Origin of the sequence: Streptococcus sp. DTU_2020_1001019_1_SI_AUS_MUR_006, assembly GCF_032340315.1 — a bacterium.
Lineage (GTDB): Bacteria > Bacillota > Bacilli > Lactobacillales > Streptococcaceae > Streptococcus.
In genome coordinates this window covers 417,324-434,328 of the sequence record NZ_CP135436.1, presented here as the reverse complement: position 1 = coordinate 434,328, position 17,005 = coordinate 417,324, and the positions used below count along the sequence as shown (strand labels likewise).

17 protein-coding genes and 1 tRNA gene are annotated in these 17,005 nt (G+C 33.6%); 5 read left to right on the top strand and 13 right to left on the bottom strand.

What is annotated here, in order from left to right:
• Positions 1–2 precede the first annotated feature (2 nt).
• The 13 genes from tilS to RRU92_RS02110 form a co-directional block, all read right to left on the bottom strand.
• Positions 3–1,277, bottom strand: coding sequence for a tRNA lysidine(34) synthetase TilS (gene tilS, locus RRU92_RS02170; RefSeq protein WP_315640225.1), 1,275 nt, complete (start codon positions 1,275–1,277; stop codon positions 3–5).
• Positions 1,274–2,542, bottom strand: coding sequence for a serine hydrolase (locus RRU92_RS02165; protein WP_315640224.1), 1,269 nt, complete (start codon positions 2,540–2,542; stop codon positions 1,274–1,276). Before RRU92_RS02165 ends, tilS begins: the two co-directional genes overlap by 4 nt.
• Positions 2,535–2,657: an SP_0009 family protein gene (locus RRU92_RS02160; RefSeq protein ID WP_045762396.1), complete on the bottom strand. Its 123-nt coding sequence runs from the start codon at positions 2,655–2,657 to the stop codon at positions 2,535–2,537. Before RRU92_RS02160 ends, RRU92_RS02165 begins: the two co-directional genes overlap by 8 nt.
• A gap of 6 nt (positions 2,658–2,663) precedes the next feature.
• Positions 2,664–3,032, bottom strand: coding sequence for a septum formation initiator family protein (locus RRU92_RS02155; RefSeq protein ID WP_075228438.1), 369 nt, complete (start codon positions 3,030–3,032; stop codon positions 2,664–2,666).
• Positions 3,025–3,291, bottom strand: coding sequence for an RNA-binding S4 domain-containing protein (locus RRU92_RS02150; protein ID WP_001234970.1), 267 nt, complete (start codon positions 3,289–3,291; stop codon positions 3,025–3,027). The genes RRU92_RS02155 and RRU92_RS02150 overlap by 8 nt, the downstream gene beginning before the upstream one ends.
• A 63-nt stretch (positions 3,292–3,354) precedes the next feature.
• On the bottom strand, positions 3,355–6,858 hold the full coding sequence (mfd, locus tag RRU92_RS02145; protein ID WP_281335680.1) for a transcription-repair coupling factor: 3,504 nt from the start codon (positions 6,856–6,858) through the stop codon (positions 3,355–3,357).
• On the bottom strand, positions 6,851–7,420 hold the full coding sequence (gene pth, locus RRU92_RS02140; RefSeq protein ID WP_281335679.1) for an aminoacyl-tRNA hydrolase: 570 nt from the start codon (positions 7,418–7,420) through the stop codon (positions 6,851–6,853). Before pth ends, mfd begins: the two co-directional genes overlap by 8 nt.
• Positions 7,421–7,492: 72 nt before the next feature.
• On the bottom strand, positions 7,493–8,608 hold the full coding sequence (gene ychF / locus RRU92_RS02135) for a redox-regulated ATPase YchF (protein ID WP_045762398.1): 1,116 nt from the start codon (positions 8,606–8,608) through the stop codon (positions 7,493–7,495).
• A gap of 85 nt (positions 8,609–8,693) precedes the next feature.
• The gene (locus RRU92_RS02130) at positions 8,694–8,888 is read right to left on the bottom strand and encodes a DUF951 domain-containing protein (protein ID WP_000285188.1); all 195 of its coding nucleotides are present in this window, start codon (positions 8,886–8,888) and stop codon (positions 8,694–8,696) included.
• Positions 8,889–8,954: 66 nt separating this feature from the next.
• The gene (gene dnaN / locus RRU92_RS02125; protein WP_248035104.1) at positions 8,955–10,091 is read right to left on the bottom strand and encodes a DNA polymerase III subunit beta; all 1,137 of its coding nucleotides are present in this window, start codon (positions 10,089–10,091) and stop codon (positions 8,955–8,957) included.
• Positions 10,092–10,248: 157 nt separating this feature from the next.
• Positions 10,249–11,604 carry a chromosomal replication initiator protein DnaA gene (gene dnaA / locus RRU92_RS02120; protein WP_153224630.1) on the bottom strand — a complete coding sequence of 452 codons (1,356 nt, stop codon included), beginning with the start codon at positions 11,602–11,604 and terminating at the stop codon, positions 10,249–10,251.
• Positions 11,605–11,825: 221 nt separating this feature from the next.
• The gene (locus tag RRU92_RS02115; protein ID WP_153224631.1) at positions 11,826–12,584 is read right to left on the bottom strand and encodes a ParB/RepB/Spo0J family partition protein; all 759 of its coding nucleotides are present in this window, start codon (positions 12,582–12,584) and stop codon (positions 11,826–11,828) included.
• A gap of 56 nt (positions 12,585–12,640) precedes the next feature.
• Complete coding sequence (locus tag RRU92_RS02110) at positions 12,641–13,825, bottom strand: S1C family serine protease (RefSeq protein WP_315640222.1); 1,185 nt, start codon at positions 13,823–13,825, stop codon at positions 12,641–12,643.
• Positions 13,826–14,008: 183 nt separating this feature from the next.
• Here RRU92_RS02110 and rlmH point away from each other — a divergent pair, with 183 nt between their 5' ends.
• From rlmH to comE, 5 genes are all read left to right on the top strand, one after another.
• Positions 14,009–14,488, top strand: a complete 480-nt coding sequence (gene rlmH / locus RRU92_RS02105; RefSeq protein ID WP_153224633.1) for a 23S rRNA (pseudouridine(1915)-N(3))-methyltransferase RlmH — start codon at positions 14,009–14,011, stop codon at positions 14,486–14,488.
• A gap of 43 nt (positions 14,489–14,531) precedes the next feature.
• A tRNA-Arg gene (locus tag RRU92_RS02100) sits at positions 14,532–14,605 on the top strand.
• Positions 14,606–14,770: 165 nt separating this feature from the next.
• Complete coding sequence (locus RRU92_RS02095) at positions 14,771–14,905, top strand: ComC/BlpC family leader-containing pheromone/bacteriocin (protein WP_315640221.1); 135 nt, start codon at positions 14,771–14,773, stop codon at positions 14,903–14,905.
• A 22-nt stretch (positions 14,906–14,927) separates the two neighbouring features.
• Positions 14,928–16,247: a competence system sensor histidine kinase ComD gene (gene comD / locus RRU92_RS02090; RefSeq protein WP_315640220.1), complete on the top strand. Its 1,320-nt coding sequence runs from the start codon at positions 14,928–14,930 to the stop codon at positions 16,245–16,247.
• On the top strand, positions 16,244–16,996 hold the full coding sequence (comE, locus tag RRU92_RS02085) for a competence system response regulator transcription factor ComE (RefSeq protein WP_049530388.1): 753 nt from the start codon (positions 16,244–16,246) through the stop codon (positions 16,994–16,996). The genes comD and comE overlap by 4 nt, the downstream gene beginning before the upstream one ends.
• Positions 16,997–17,005 lie beyond the last annotated feature (9 nt).

Genomic DNA, 17,005 nt, shown 5'->3' with positions numbered 1-17,005 from the left:
ACCTATCTATTTTTTTCTATATAAAGTACAGTGTTCATTATATCATTTTTCATTTTTTTACTCAAATCACTGATTTCAATTCCTAAAACTGAACAAATTTTTCCAAATTGCTCAATGATAATAGCTTTTTCTCGTTTTTCTGCAGGAATTTTTAAATCAATAAAAAGTCGCCTTATTTTTTTTCGATGACCATCTATTATCAAATAATCACCTGGCTGTCGATGTCGCAAAATCAATGATGTTTCACGAGAAACATTCATCTTTTGAACATTTTCCCCTTTTAGAGGGATTCCAAATGAAAATAAATAACCTTCATAATGAACTTGATTTTGATAGTTTAACACACACTCACTACTTTTTTCATCAGACTTTGGTCTGATTTTACCAATTTGAAAGTGCTGGTATTCTTTTATAAGTTCATAACTATTTTTTATACTATGGCGATATTGGCTCTTAGTTTTTAAAATATGATGAATTTCTTGAAATTGTTCTCTTGTTACATTTAAATCAGCAAAACGACTAAGGTATTGTTGTAGTAAAACTCGCTGTGTTGCTTCACTAAAAGATAAAAACTGAGTTAAATCTTCCACATTAACTGTTTGAGATAATTCAGTCAGAGCAATTTGATAGTCAGATACTTCTTTTCCAAACTCTAAAAACGCTCTCTTTAACTGAATATTTTCTTTTTCCAGTTGTGGTAAGTAAATATTACGAACTCGATTGCGAAAATAATGATTTTCTTTATTCGTCCTATCTTCAAAATGCTCAACTTCAGAAAAATCCTTCTTATAAAAAGATAGCAAAGGACGAATTAACTCTCCCTTATCAAACATTTGTCTCTCTTTTATAGCTGATAAATGTTGTAGTCTAACACCTCTAATCAATCGCATAAAAATCGTTTCAGCCTGATCATCTGCATGATGAGCTGTTACAAGAGCTGTAGAGGAAGTTTTCTCCATTACTTCTCTAAAAAAATCATAGCGAAATTGACGAGCATTTGCTTCTGAAAAATCTCCAGTAAAATGAGCTACGTAAATTGGAACTCCAACTTGTTCAGCTAGTTTTCTTAATTCATATTCTTCATTATCCGATTCTAGTCGTTGTTTATGGTTTACATGAGCTAAAAATAATTCAATCCCGAGTTCTTCTTGATAGGTTGATAGGAGGTGAAAGAGAAACATCGAATCCAATCCACCAGACAAGGCTAGTACAACTCGTGAATGATCTTTAAAATAACCTTTTTCTAGAAAATCATTTAAAAAATCTTGGTCTCTCATTTTAAGACCTCATAGACATCCTTAGCAATTTTAGAAATGGTATCATAATCAGAATTTTTGGTAAAGATTGAAATAATGAAAGGAGAATCTGTATAGACTATTCCTACATCGTGTTTAAATTCATCTGCATCCCCAATTTTATGGGCTACCTTAGCAGAAATATTCTTAGCAATCCGCTGATTATCAAAAGCTGTTTGCGATAGTGATTCTAAAACAAAACCATTCTGATTATAAATAGATTCCATAACCTGACCAGCCATTTTAGCTGAAGCTAACTTCTCTGTTACGTTCCACTCTTCACCTGCGATAGCAGTCATTTCGTTTTTAAAGGCTTCATCTGATTTATTGGTAATATAATAAGCAAGAATATTATGAGCTACATTGTCAGATTCTTTCGCTGTCTTTGCAATTAAATCTTTGAGAGTGTAGTCTTTATTGTCCGCTGTTTTAGGGAGGCTTCCACTTCCTTCGGGTTTATAAGAACCAGGGAAATCATTTACTTCAGAAACGTACTTCAATTTCGTGTCAAGTTGGTAATCACCTTGATTAATTTTTTCTTGAACATAATAAAGATAAGGCAATTTCATAACACTAGCAGCGTACATTTTTTGATCTTCATTAATTCCAGCTTCCTTACCCGTGCTCAATTGTTTAACATAAATAGAAAACTGTTCATTTTGATAATTCGCAGATAACAACTCTTGTACTTTCTGGATACGATTGTCATCGTTGGAAATGTAATCCGTCGAAATCCAACCAATTTGTTTGATATGTAAAAATTCATGACCACCAGCAAAAATAGACATATCTACTTCAACCTCTTGATAAGCTGCTAAAGTAGACTTTAATTCTTGTTGATCATAAGGACTATTATAAACGACAAATCCTGGTTCTAACCATACTCGTTTAGAAAAATCGTTTACGATGGAACTATCGTATAAAAGTCGTTTATCAGCCATCACAAATTGATTATTTGACAATTTAAACACAGGCTGTCCTTGTTTATTTAATCTCCATTCTAAAACAGATAATGTTGTATCTGCATTGACTTTTCCTGATTCTTTAATCAAATCTTCTGTAGAATAAACCGACGTTTCACCATAAAATTTTGGAGATTCTATAACATCTTGATAGTAAAAATGATACGAAGCGTGGGTTAAGGAATAAACTTCTTGGTTTGGAATGATAACTGGATTCTCAGTGCTTACTACTTGGACACTTTTAAAAAAAATAGGAAGTAGTAATATCACTAAAAATTTACGCATTCTTTTTTTCCTCTTCTTCCTGTAGCCGTAACAGATGATTTTTTTGAGCTAACTCTTCTAATTTTTCATCTGATTGACTTAAAAACTTTTCTACAATATCTAATAAATTTTCCATTTTACATTACCTAGGAAGTAAGTCTGGAATAGTATAAACTTCCTCCCATGATTTTGAATAGTAATATTTTGCACGCAAATACTTGGCTGCGTATGTTTCGTCCTTTAATTTGGTTGCAAGATTTGATTCTTTATCTTTTTCATCGCTCAATTCTTGATACTGTTTTTTCAGATTGGCTAACTGTTGGCGACGTTCGAGTAGTTGCTGATAACTTTGAGTCAAATTATAGGTTGGTAGGATGAACAATAACATAATCAAAATCAAAACCCAGCCCATAAAACGATTTCGTCTTTGTCGTTCTTCCATCAAGTATTTACGACGTTGGTGTTCATTTTGAATAAAAGAATTATTCATTTGTACAATTTTTTTATACATCGTTTTCTACCCTTGTTTCGCTGATAATTTCATACATACCTGCAGCATCTTCTTTTTTAGTGCTATCTTTCATTTCTAACACTTTTACGAGCAACAATTTATTTCCAAAACGAATTTCAACTTGGTCATTGATTTTTAAATCTGTAGAGCTCTTTGCAAGAATACCATTTACCTTGATACGTCCCTTATCTGCAACTTCTTTAGCTACTGTACGACGCTTAATAATTCTTGATACTTTTAAATATTTATCTAATCTCATTTTTATTACCTCAAATTATTATTGTACCATTTTTATCCCTTTTATAGAAGAAAAATGTCATACCTAATTCGACTCTTTTGAATCTTTTATGTTTGCTAATGATTCTCCAAAAGTTAAAAGACCTTCTAAAATCTCATAATCCTTTTTATTACGAATATCAAAAACAACTTCGATTAAACCTTGATTTTCTGAAATATTTGCCTTCAAACTTGTCTGAGAAAGAGCCTGGAAATAATCTTGTGTTAAAAATAATTGTTGCGATATTTTTTCAAACTGAATGACCAGCTTATTAACCTTTCTTTCTACACGATTGACAAATACTTTATCAAGATATGCTTTAGCTAATCCAATTTCTAAAAGGTAAGCAACGACATCTGGATATTCTCCAAAACGATCGATCAACTCATCTTGTAATCCCTCATAGTTGACACGGTTATCAATCTGACGAATTCTCTTGTAAATTTCAATTTTATGTCGTTCATCTGAAATATACTCATCTGGAAGATAGGCATCGATTTGTAGAATTAACTCAGCATTTCCTTTTTCACGTTTTTTGTCAGTTCCATTTTTCTTAGCTATTGCTTCTTCTAACAACTGAGAGTACAACTCAAAACCAACAGAATCGATAAATCCAGACTGAGAGCTTCCTAATAGATTTCCAGCTCCACGAATGGATAAATCACGCATAGCTATTTTGAAACCAGAACCTAGTTCAGTAAAACCTTTGATGGCATCTAATCTTTTCTCAGAAACTTCTGTCAAAGTTTTATCTGGACGATACATGAGATAAGCATAAGCAATTCGATTACTACGACCAACACGACCTCTTAATTGATACAAGGTTGACAATCCCATATGATCTGCATTTTCTATAAACAAGGTATTAGCATTTGGAATATCTACTCCTGTCTCGATGATTGTTGTAGTTACTAAAATATCATATTGTCCTTCAATGAAATCAAGAAGTGTATTTTCTAAGCGAATTTCACTCATTTGACCATGGACAAATCCAATAGAAGCTTCTGGAATAAGTTCTTGTAACTCTGAAACCTTCTTTTCAATCGTGTCAACTTTATTGTAAAGATAGTAAACTTGACCACCACGATCCATTTCTCTCAATACAGCATCACGAATGATACGATCATTCTGTTCAAGTACGTAGGTTTGAACAGGATATCGATTTGTTGGAGGAGTCTCTATGACTGATAAATCTCGGATACCTAGCATAGACATATGAAGAGTTCGAGGAATTGGTGTCGCTGTCAAAGTTAAGACATCAACCTTCTTTTTTAATTCCTTCAAAGCTTCCTTATGCTTAACACCAAAACGTTGCTCTTCATCAATAATCATCAACCCCAAATCAGCAAACTCAACATCTTTAGACAAGACTCTATGGGTCCCTATCAAGATGTCTACTTGACCTTTTTTTAACTTCTCAAGTGTTTCAGTCTGTTCTTTTTTACTTCTGAAACGACTCAAAACATCTACGTTGACAGCAAATTGTTCAAATCTTTCCTTAAAATTACTGTAATGTTGCTGAGCAAGAACGGTTGTTGGCACTAAAACGACAACCTGTTTATGATCATTGACAGCCTTAAACGCAGCTCGCATTGCTACTTCTGTCTTACCAAAACCCACATCTCCAACTAAAAGTCGGTCCATCGGTTGAGAAGCCTGCATATCTTTCTTAATCTCTTCGATACTTCTAAGTTGGTCCTCAGTTTCTACATATGGGAATGCTTCGTCAAAAGCAACTTGATCTTCATCATCTTTTGAAAATGCAAAACCTTTAAGTTGACTTCTCTCTGCATATAACTTAATTAAATCATCTGCAATATCTTCAACTTGACTCTTTACTTTTTGCTTCGCTTTTTTAAAACGTCCATCGTTTAATTTGTTTAACTTTGGAGCCTTACCATCACTAGAAACATACTTAGAAAGAGTCTGTATCTGCTCCACAGGGATAGAAATACGGTCTCCATTTTGATATAGAACACTTACATAGTCTCTATGAATCCCTTTGATTTCAATCGTTTCGATCCCTAAATATTGACCAATACCATGGATTTGATGAACAACATAGTCTCCTTTTTGGAGTTCATTATAATCCTTTAATCGTTCAGCGTTACTGATATTTTGTCTTCGATACTTGCGTTTAATCTTCTTTTTAAAAATTTCATATTCAGTAATAAATACAAGATTCTCATCTACAAAATGAAACCCATGTCGCAGATTTCCTTCAATAAGATTGACAGTTCCTTTACAGATTTCACTTTCATTGCTATTATCAACTTTAATATCGTATTCATCAAGGATCGTTGACAGTTTCTTTAGTTCAGTTTTGCTACTTGATTGAAGAACAATCGTATACTTTAATTTTTTGTAACGTTCAATTTCTTCTTTCAGAAAAGAAAACTGATTAAAGAACTCCTGCATAGGATATTGATTGAACTGGTACAGATTATTAAATTTCAAATTTCCAAGCCCTTTTTGAAAATTTGAAAAGAAAGTCGCTGGTACATATTTTTTAAATTGACTTTCTACATCAGCAAAATATTGTAAACTTGATACTGCTTTACTATTATGTAAATCATCTGTAAAGTAGCTAGCTGTTTCCTTATCAAAAGCATCGTACTGGTTCATGATTTTTTGAAAATCATCAAATATAACAGGAACTTGATTCAAATAGTCTATCAAGGTCCACTGTTTTTTATAAAATACAGACAAAAACTTGCGAATATCTGCATGAAGAACTTGCTCTTTCGTACAACTAAAAACTTCTTCTAGGTAAGACTTTAAAGTTGGAGAAAGTGCCTTATCAATCTCATGTTCTAAAAATTTCTGACCACGATGATAATCTTCATTCGTTAATAAAATATCACTAGCTGGATAGATTAGTACTTGAGTTTTACTATCTTTTGATAATTGAGTTTCAGTATCAAATTCTCTAATGCCATCAATCTCATCACCGAAAAATTCAATCCGATAAGGACAAATTTGAGAGGTTTCAAATATATCTAGAATATCTCCACGAAGGCTAAATTCTCCCTGACTTTGAACTTGTGTAACTTTCTTATAACCAAGAGAAATCAAGTGATTTTTTAATTCTCTTTGTTCGCATTCTTGCCCCACTTGAAGTTCTAAGATACTATCATCAAAAACTTGAGGATTCGGCAAGAATACTCGACTAGCTGCGACGTTACAAACTAAAATCCCTCTTTGAGACTCATTTCTTAGAAACCGCAAAGCTTCAACCCGAGAAAAAATCTTTTCCTGAGATGATACCAAAAATTCAACCATTGGTGAATCATCTACTAGAAATGGATAAACCAGATCCGAACCTAATATGGAGATTAGATCATTAATCAGACGCTCAGCCTCTCCATATGTGGAAGTCATCACTAAAACCTTATCCTGACTCTTCAGACTACTAGCAATCGCTAACGATTTTGCTGATCCAGAAAGTCCTAGCAATAATTGTCTTTGTTTCTGTGGTAAGTTCTCATGCCAAGATAGAATTTGTTTATTCTCTAAAAAGAAATCGATTAATGCCATTTCCTTATCCATTATATTTCTGCATCGTCTTTTCAAAGTTTTTTTCTTGTAAATAATAATTTACAGCATCGTCAACCTTGTCAATTGACTGTAAAATACCGATATAATCTTCCTGATCAAACTTAGTCAAAACATGGTGAACAACAGACATTCCTTTTTTAGGTCTACCAATACCAATCTTTACACGATTGAAAACCTGTGTACCAATATGTTGAATAATCGACTTAATTCCATTATGACCACCAGCTGATCCTTTAGCACGAAGACGAATTTTTCCGACTTCCATGTCAAGGTCATCGTAAATGATCAGTAAATCTTCAATATCTAAACCATAATAAGTTAACAATGCATGAACAGCTTTTCCACTTTCATTCATAAAAGTCGTCGGTTTCACCAGATAAATTTTTTCCCCATTAAGGAAAAATGAAGCTAATTCAGCTTGGAATATCTTATCGTGTGTAAAGGTAACATTCTGTTTTTTTGCTAGTTGGTCAATCAGCATAAAGCCAACATTATGTTTAGTTTCAAAATATTTATCTCCTGGATTTCCCAATCCTACAAGTAATTTTGTCATTTAAATTTCCTTTCAAAAGCCAAAAGGGTTGGAATTTTTTTCCAACCTAATTGACATTATTTTAAATACTGATTAAACGTTAAAGCGGAATTCCATAATATCGCCATCTTGCACGACATATTCTTTTCCTTCTTCACGCAAACGTCCTGCTTCTTTTACAGCCTTTTCAGAGCCGTATTTTACTAAATCGTCATAAGACATAGTCACTGCACGAATAAAACCTTTTTCAAAGTCAGAGTGGATGATACCAGCTGCCTGAGGAGCTTTCATGCCACGTTTAAAGGTCCAAGCACGAACTTCTTTTTCACCGGCTGTGAAGTAAGTTCCAAGTCCTAACAAATGATATGCTGCACGAGTCAACTTATCCACACCTGATTCTGTCAAACCAATGGCTTCAAGAAACTCTTTTTTATCTTCATCGTCTAACTCAGAAATTTCTTCTTCAGCACGCGCAGAAATGACTACTACTTCTGCATTTTCTGTTGCTGCGAATTCACGAATTTGTTTCACATAATCGATAGATTCTGGATCTCCAACCACATCCTCATCAACATTTGCTACATAAAGAACTGGTTTCGTGGTCAAAAGGAAAAGGCCTTTAACTACTTTTTGCTCTTCATCTGTAAATTCAATGGTACGAGCTGATTTTCCATCTTCAAGAACAGGTTTAATCTTTTGGAGAACGTTAAATTCTGCAACTGATTCCTTATCTTTTTGCGTACGCGCCATTTTTTCTACACGCGCATAGCGTTTATTGACTGATTCTAAATCAGCAAGAATCAACTCTAGGTTAATGGTATCAATATCTGCTAGCGGATCCACAAAGGCATCTTCGCGACCTTGCTCACGCATGACATTTTCATCATCAAAGGCACGAACCACATGAACAATCGCATCAACTTCACGGATGTTGGCCAAGAATTTATTCCCAAGACCTTCTCCTCTTGATGCTCCTTTTACAATCCCTGCAATATCTGTAAATTCAAAGGTTGTTGGAACTGTCTTTTTAGGAGTAATCATTTCCGTCAATTTTTGGAGGCGTTCATCTGGAACTTCTACCATTCCAACGTTTGGATCAATGGTCGCAAAAGGATAGTTTGCAGCCTCTGCTCCTGCTTTTGTAATTGCATTAAATAGGGTTGATTTACCAACGTTTGGTAAACCTACAATACCTGCTGTTAAAGCCATAGTTTCTCATTCTCCGTTCACATTTCAATCTTCAATATTATAACACAAAAAGGGAAAACTTGCTAACCCTCTTACTATGGGGTTCCTAGTCGATGATTTTGTTCATTTTTCTTTCAAAATCATAGCGACTCATCATGACCACATGATCACAATTGCTACATTTTATTTTGATATCTGCACCAACACGGGTAATTTCCCAGCGATTTGCCTTTTTGCCTGTTGACTTAATCGTACAAGCATGAGGTTTTTTCATTTCAACAAAATTTCCAACTTGATACATAGTTAGTCTCCTTTTTCTTTTTCGATTATATCATAAAAGAGGCGAGCTAGGCTCAACCTCTTTCCATTAATTTGTACGAACTGGTGTGATGAGCTGCATGAAATCTTCATCTGTATCAGCTGGAACTAGAGTAAATGGACGAACTGCTGAAATAAAGCTGATTGTAACTTTTTCGCTATTCAAAGCTTTTAGTGCTTCAATCAAATAAGTTGGGTTGAAACTAATCGTCAAATCAGCACCACTTACATTTTCAGTATCAATTTCTTCGTTTACTTTCCCTACTTCTGGAGAATGGACATGGGCACTTACAACTCCTTCTTTGATTTCTAATTTAACAGTACCATTTTGTGTCGCACTTGATAAGAGACGAGCACGTTCCATAGACTGGCGTAGTTTAGCAACATCAAAAGTCACTGTTGTATTGAAATCTGTTGGAATCAATCGATCGGTATCTGGATAATTTCCTTCTAAGAGACGTGTGTAGAAGCTAATATTTTCACTTCTAAAGAGAATTTGATTATTGGCGAAGAAAATCTCCACTGTTTCGATATCATCCGTAAAAACAGCTGAAAATTCGCGTAGCGAACGACTTGGGATGACAACATCAAAATCATCGCTATTTTTTTCAAGAGTCAACTTTTTCTGACTAAGACGGTGAGAGTCTGTCGCAACTGTTTTTAATTCTTTGTGGTTGCTTAAAACAAAGTGGACACCTGTCAAAATAGGACGGCTTTCTTGGGTACTAGCTGCAAAAGCTGTTTCATTGATAATCTTTTTAAGAAGTTTTGTTTCAAGAAGTAAAGGATTGCTTGCAGAAATTTCCTGAATACGTGGATATTGCTCACTATCTTTTCCTTTAAGAGTAATCTCTGATTTTCCACTAGTTAAGACAATTTGCTTTTGTTCAATCTCTTTAAAATCAAGTGTTACATCTGGAAGGCTTGAAACAACATTGATAAAGAAAGAAGCTTCCAGTAGAACTGAACCTAAAGAGTTAATCAAGAGACCTGCATTTTCATTTTTTTGCGAGATAAAATTTTCGATTGAGATTTGACCATTTGATCCAATCAAGGTAATTCCTTCATTGGTAACATCAATTTTTACAGTCGATAAAATAGGAATTGCATTCTTTGAGCTAATAGCTCTCTTTGTTGTATTTAAGGCTTGTAAAAATAAGTTTTTATTAATTGAAAAATGAATCATGGATTCTCCTTTATTCTTTTTATTATTAGAAGGATAATAGTAATAATAGAGCGTGTGAAATCTGTGGAAAAACACTTGTAATCAAGAAAACTCAAGGACAGAGCCTTGTTTAAAAGATGTGGATAAATAAGAGATTTTTTAAAAAGTTATCCACAAGTTATTTAATTTTCTTTTTGATGTTTTCAATTTCTATACGTAAATTATCATCTGTTTCAAGCATGGATTTGATTTTTCCATGAGCGTGAATGACCGTTGTGTGGTCTTTACCACCAAACTCTTTTCCAATCTTAGGAAGGCTATTATCAGTCATTTCTCTGGCTAGATACATGGCAACTTGACGGGCTAAAACGATATTTTGAACACGTCTAGTTCCTTTCATTTCCTTGACACTAACACCATAGAAGTTTCCAACTTCTGTCTGGATTTTATCAATTGGAATCACGATCATTTTGCTAACGTCTTGTTTACGAGCACGAATAGCTTCAGCTGCAATGTCAACTGTGATATCGTTAATTTTTTTGACTTTGGCCATTAGGCTGATATCGTTGAGTGCTCCTTCGAGTTCTCGCACGTTAGAGTCAAATTGTCCAGCCAAATATTCGAGTGTATCATTCTGAAAATGATAGTTGAGATGTTCAGTCTTACTCTGTAAAATCGCAATACGTGTTTCAAAATCAGGTGGTGTGATATCTGTCGTTAATCCCCACGAGAAGCGCGTGACCAGACGTTCAGGTAGACTCTCTAAATGTTCAGGTCTACGGTCACTCGTTAAAACAATCTGTTTATTATTATTGTGAAGGGCGTTAAATGTATTGAAAAACTCTTCCTGAGTTTGTACTTTCTTTCCACTAAGTGATTGAATATCATCAATGAGTAGGAGGTCTAAACTACGGTAAGTTTTCTTGAATTTTTCCATATCATTAAGTCTCAAATGCTCTAGAAATTCATTAATAAAACTTTCAGCAGGTATGTATTTTACACGCGCATTTGGGCTCTTTTTTAGAATTTCATTTCCAAGGGCATTTAACAGGTGAGTTTTTCCAAGTCCAGGCCCTCCGTAGATAAATAGAGGATTGTAAGTTAATCCTGGATCTTCAGAAACAGCCAAAGCAGCAGACTTAGCCCAAACATTACCATCCCCTTGAACAAAATTATCGAAAGTATACTTTTCCTTGAGTCCAGTTTCAGAATATGGAATAGTGGATTGACTTGGTTGATAATCGTTGCCAGGTTCAGACTCGAAAGCTACTTGTGAGCTCGCTTCTTCAACTTTCGTGAAGATATAATGAGCTTTTATTTCAGTATCATAGATTTCAAAACCTGCTGCTAAAAGCATCCCATTGATATTTCGTTCCCAGAATATCTGCATTTCATCGCGGGGTAAGAAAATCGTTACAGTATTTTCTTCAACTTTAACCAGTTTTGCGTCTAAAATATAGAAATCATAAACTGACTGAGTTAATTTATCATGTGCAAGTTCTAAAAGACGATTCCAAAATTGTTTTTCCTTCAATGATTTTCTCCTCCTTTACTATAGAATTTAAAAGGTTTATTGATAGAATCATTTTACCATAGATAAGATTATTTTTCCACAAGTTGTGGAAAACAATTAACAATGTTTTTAAATGTTATCCACAAAATGTGGATAACTAAGAAAAATTCTGAAATACTGGGCTTTTAAAAACTAAAATGCAGTGGATAACTATGTTCGTTAAGAATACTAAAATAACAGCCTTATTTCAGGCTGTTAATAAATTGTTGGTATTCATCTTGGTTATGGAAGGAAATTGAAATTTTACCACTATCTTTTTTTTGTAGCTTAATCTGAACATCTAATCCGAGTATTTTTTTCAATTTTTGCTCTTCGTCTTTGACAAAGTGGTCTTTTTCTTTTTTGCTGCTCTTCTTCGTTTTTTGTAGTATTTGTTCAACTTGTCGAACAGAGAGATTTTCAGTTTGAATACGATTCAAGAGTTTGTCTTGTTTATCACTTGATAATTGAATGAGGAGTCTAGCATGAGCTTGAGAAAGTCTACCACTTTCAACCTCTATCAGGATATGTTTAGGTAGTCCTAATAATCGAACTAGGTTTGTAATATAAGGTCGAGATTTTCCCATTTTTTCAGCAATTTCTGTGTGGGTAAAACCTTTATCAATTAAGGATTGATATGCTTTAGCTTCCTCGATAGGATTTAAATTTTCTCGTTGGAGATTCTCAATGATAGAATGAAGCATCATATCTTGATCAGAAAGTTGCTTAACAATGACTGGAACTTCTGAAAGTCCAGCAGCTATTGAAGCGCGATACCGTCTTTCTCCAGCTAGAATTTCATATCCAAGTACTGGAGATTTTCTAACGATGATTGGCTGAATCAAGCCGTTTTCCTTAATAGAATGGGCCAGTTCTTGTATTTTTTCTTCTGAAAATTCCTTCCGAGGTTGATAGGGATTTTTTTGAATATCTTTTATTTGAACAATTTTAAATTCTTCCATAATTCTACATTAACACAACTTAGATATTCTGTAAAGCAACTTTACATATCTGTAAACTATTGTTCCAAATCACTAGTACTCTTATCTAATTTAATGGTAGTTGTTTCTTCCTTGCCATTACGGTAGTATGTAATGGTCATGCTATCTCCGATAGAATGGCTATATAGAGCACTTTGTAATTCAGTAGTTGAAGAAATAGCTTTATCATCCACTTTTGTAATGACGTCATATTGTTGTAGATGTCCATTGGCAGGCATACTAGTTATAACAGAACGAACAACTACTCCTGCAGTGACACTTGATGGTACATTCAATCTTTGTAAATCAGTGCTACTAAGATTTGAAAGGTTGACCATTTGAATGCCCAAGGCTGGTCGAGTGACTTTTCCATTCTTTTCCAATTGATTGATAATATTGATGGCATCGTTTGAAGGAATGGCAAAACCAAGTCCTTCCACAGACGTTCCACCGTTTGTGGCGATTTTACTAGATGTAATTCCGATTACTTGTCCCTGAATATTGATTAAGGGACCGCCAGAGTTTCCAGGGTTGATGGCTGTATCTGTTTGGATAGCCTTTGTAGAGATAGCTTGTCCATCTTCAGATTTTAAAGAAACATTTCTATTCAAACTTGACACGATGCCTTGTGTCACGGTATTGGCATATTCAGAACCTAGAGGGCTTCCGATTGCAATAGCTGTTTCTCCAACTGTTAGTTGATCAGAATCTCCAAATTCGGCTACTGTAGTCACCTTATCTGCAGCAATTTTTACAACTGCAATGTCAGAATAAGTATCAGAACCAACAATTTCACCTGGAACTTTAGTCCCATCTGCTAAACGAATATCAACTTTTTTAGCGCCATTAATAACGTGAGTATTGGTTACGAGGTAAGCAAAGTTACCTTCTTTTTTATAAATAACTCCAGAACCTTCACTAGATACTTGCTCAGTATTTGTATCTGTATCAGTCTCTGTAGATCCAAATAAACTATTTTGGGAGTTTGCGGAGTAAGTAATGACAGATACTACAGCATCTTTAACTTTATCGACTGCCTGTGTGGTTGAGTTTTCATTTTTTACAGCTGTTTTGCTGACAGTGGTGGTATTTGTTGGATTAGTGTTTTGTTTTTGACTTAGCTGCAATGTCGTAAAAGTACCTAAAACACCACTAAAAAAGCTAATGAGAATGACTACTAAAAGTTGTCCCCATTTTTTGGAACTAGTTTTTAAGTTTTTCATAGAAGCCTCCATGTTTTTTAATCAATGAAAGTATAAAATAGCTAGCTTAATCCAAGCTTAAAAACAAAAAGTTTTTCACAACTTGTGGATAACTTTCAAAAACCTGTGAATTTATTAAAGTTTTTCAAAATCTTATCTGTGAATAAGATGTGAAATTGAGTGTGAATATGTTAGAATAGAAGAATGAAAATTAAAGTGGTAACAGTTGGAAAACTGAAAGAAAAATATCTCAAAGATGGCATAGCAGAATACTCCAAGAGAATTTCACGATTTGCTAATCTAGAAATGATTGAGTTGGCTGATGAAAAAACACCAGATCGGGCCAGCGAATCTGAAAATCAAAAGATTTTGGAGTTGGAAGGGAACCGCATTCTTGCTAAAGTAGGGGAACGTGATTTTGTAGTTGTTTTAGCTATTGAAGGAACAACTTTTTCTTCTGAAGAGTTCAGTAAGCAGCTTGAAAGGGCTTCTATCAATGGATTTTCGACAATCATTTTTATCATTGGTGGGAGTTTAGGACTATCTCCAGAGGTGAAAAAAAGAGCCAATCTCTCTGTTAGTTTTGGGAGATTGACGCTTCCTCATCAACTAATGAGATTAGTCTTAGTAGAACAAATTTATAGAGCGTTTTCGATTCAACAGGGCTCTCCCTATCATAAATAGATGATTGACTAAGCTAGATTTTTTTGATAAGATAGATTAGTAAGGTCTCATAGCTCAGCTGGATAGAGCATTCGCCTTCTAAGCGAACGGTCGCAGGTTCGAATCCTGCTGGGATCAGTGTAAAATCGTAAGCTGGGAAAAAATCCCGGCTTTTTTTGTAAAAATTTGACACTTCAGAATAAAATTTGAGCATTTGAGAGATAATTCTCTATAGGTATCGTAGATTTTATATAATATTTTTGTAAGTTAATTTACAAGAAAAACATTATAGGAGTTTATATTATGAAAAAGAATACAGATTTTGCTCAAATGAAAGATTTCCAACAATTGAACGAAAAAGAACTGCAGGAAATTAGAGGTGGGGAATGGAGACCTATGTATACAATAAATAATTTTCTTTTTTCAAAAAGTAAGTAAGTAAAAATAAAGGTGGGAAATAATGGATTTATTCGGATTAGTAATTGCTATTGTTTATGTTTTTATTATTAGTAAAATTCATGAATGGGTTTGTAAAGCAACTAGAAAAGACCAATATTTTTTTAGTCTTTATATCTTTCTACTACCATTAGTATTAGAAGTAACTCTCCATTTCTTGAACTTAGATAGTTTTGGTTTGTCTAAATTTTTATTTCCTTTCCTCCTATTTGGTTACTTTGTTGGATTTAAGAAGTATGAGAAATCTAAGGGAATTTTTATCAGTCTATTATTTTCTCTTTTATATAATAGTACTAATAACTTTTTATCGGTAACCTTATCATCTATTACAGGAGATGAGTTTGCATTGAAGTATAACAATTATTTTTCTCTATTTATCCTGATCTTAACTTATTTGGTTATTAAAGTTGTTGTTTCTTATTTCCATCTCGAATTTAAATATTTTGATAAAGACTATCTATATCCTTTTCTGAAAAAAGTGCTCTTTACATTTATTTTTCTACACGTTGTCTCTTTCACTTCAGATATTGTGAGTACGATTCGTCACTTAAATGGTTTTGGAAGTATTTTATCATCCATTATTTTTGTTGGCCTACTTTTGACTTTCTTTTCTATGAATTCTCACAAGGTTCAGATAGAAAAAGAGATTGAATTGGAACAAAAGAAGTTTGAGCAAAAACATTTACAAACTTACACGGATGAGATTGTTACTTTATATAATGAAATTCGTGGTTTTCGTCATGATTATACAGGCATGCTTATCAGCTTAAGAATGGCGATTGAAAGTAAAGATTTACAAGAGATTGACAGAGTTTACAGTGAAGTTCTTGTCAAAGCAAATCAAAAATTACGTTCAGATAAGTATACCTATTTCGATTTGAACAATATTGAGGACTCAGCGCTTCGAAGTTTGATTGCCCAATCTATTGTCAATGCGAAAACTAATGATGTAGAGTACACATTAGAGGTAAAAGATATTATTACACCTTTATCTATGGAATTGTTAGATTTGGTGCGCGTGATGAGCGTTCTGCTCAATAATGCTGTTGAAGGGGCAGTTGAAAGCTATCAAAAACAACTAGAGGTAGCTATCATCAAGTTGGATCTTGAAACCCTAGTTGTCATCCAAAACTCTTGTAAAAAAAGAAAGGTAAAATCCGAAGATTTATTTGAATTAGGATTTTCAACTAAAGGAAGACATAGAGGACTTGGACTTAATAATGTTAAAGAAATTTTAGGAAAATATGACAATGTTATTTTAGAAACAGAAATTGATAATGATGTATTTAAACAAGTAATTAGATTTAAGAGGGAACTGATATGAAAGTATTGATTTTAGAAGATATTATAGAACACCAAGTAAGGTTGGAAACAACTCTAAATAAAATTTCTAAGGAAACAAATATTCCTATCTCCTATAAAACAACAGGAAAAGTGAGAGAGTTTATGGAATATGTAGAGCATGATGAAGTCAATCAGCTTTATTTTCTAGATATTGATATCAATGGGATTGAGAGAAAAGGATTTGAGGTTGCTCAATTTATTCGCCATCGCAATCCTTATGCGATTATTGTTTTTATTACAAGTCGATCTGAATTTGCTACTTTGACTTATAAATACAAAGTTTCAGCATTGGATTTCATTGATAAAGAAACCAGTGATCAAGTTTTTAAAAATAGAGTTGCCGACTGTGTGCTTTACACTAAGACTACTTTACTTGAAAACCAATCAGTCGTTGATTATTTTGATTATAGTTATAAAGGAAATGATCTTTGTATTCCTTATCATGATATTCTCTACATTGAAACAACGGGAACTTCTCATAAATTACGAATTGTAGGTAAGAATTTTGCCAAAGAATTCTATGGAACAATGACAGATATTCAAGAAAAGGATAAGGAAACCCAACGTTTTTATCTAGCTCACAAGTCATTTTTAGTCAATATCGGTAATGTGAGAGAAATTGATCGTAAAAAAATGGAAGTTGTATTTTATGAAGATCATCGTTGTCCTATCTCTCGCCTAAAAACTAAAAAATTGAGAGAACTAATGGCTAAAAACCAAAAAAAGTAATTGACAATT

Excerpts from the sequence above, each read along its gene's own strand:
- tilS (WP_315640225.1), bottom strand. The coding sequence starts at position 1,277 with ATGAGAGACCAAGATTTTTTAAATGATTTTCTAGAAAAAGGTTATTTT.
- RRU92_RS02165 (WP_315640224.1), bottom strand. The coding sequence starts at position 2,542 with ATGCGTAAATTTTTAGTGATATTACTACTTCCTATTTTTTTTAAAAGT.
- RRU92_RS02160 (WP_045762396.1), bottom strand. The coding sequence starts at position 2,657 with ATGGAAAATTTATTAGATATTGTAGAAAAGTTTTTAAGTCAATCAGAT.
- RRU92_RS02155 (WP_075228438.1), bottom strand. The coding sequence starts at position 3,032 with ATGTATAAAAAAATTGTACAAATGAATAATTCTTTTATTCAAAATGAA.
- RRU92_RS02150 (WP_001234970.1), bottom strand. The coding sequence starts at position 3,291 with ATGAGATTAGATAAATATTTAAAAGTATCAAGAATTATTAAGCGTCGT.
- mfd (WP_281335680.1), bottom strand. The coding sequence starts at position 6,858 with ATGGATAAGGAAATGGCATTAATCGATTTCTTTTTAGAGAATAAACAA.
- pth (WP_281335679.1), bottom strand. The coding sequence starts at position 7,420 with ATGACAAAATTACTTGTAGGATTGGGAAATCCAGGAGATAAATATTTT.
- ychF (WP_045762398.1), bottom strand. The coding sequence starts at position 8,608 with ATGGCTTTAACAGCAGGTATTGTAGGTTTACCAAACGTTGGTAAATCA.
- RRU92_RS02130 (WP_000285188.1), bottom strand. The coding sequence starts at position 8,888 with ATGTATCAAGTTGGAAATTTTGTTGAAATGAAAAAACCTCATGCTTGT.
- dnaN (WP_248035104.1), bottom strand. The coding sequence starts at position 10,091 with ATGATTCATTTTTCAATTAATAAAAACTTATTTTTACAAGCCTTAAAT.
- RRU92_RS02115 (WP_153224631.1), bottom strand. The coding sequence starts at position 12,584 with ATGGAAGAATTTAAAATTGTTCAAATAAAAGATATTCAAAAAAATCCC.
- RRU92_RS02110 (WP_315640222.1), bottom strand. The coding sequence starts at position 13,825 with ATGAAAAACTTAAAAACTAGTTCCAAAAAATGGGGACAACTTTTAGTA.
- rlmH (WP_153224633.1), top strand. The coding sequence starts at position 14,009 with ATGAAAATTAAAGTGGTAACAGTTGGAAAACTGAAAGAAAAATATCTC.
- RRU92_RS02095 (WP_315640221.1), top strand. The coding sequence starts at position 14,771 with ATGAAAAAGAATACAGATTTTGCTCAAATGAAAGATTTCCAACAATTG.
- comD (WP_315640220.1), top strand. The coding sequence starts at position 14,928 with ATGGATTTATTCGGATTAGTAATTGCTATTGTTTATGTTTTTATTATT.
- comE (WP_049530388.1), top strand. The coding sequence starts at position 16,244 with ATGAAAGTATTGATTTTAGAAGATATTATAGAACACCAAGTAAGGTTG.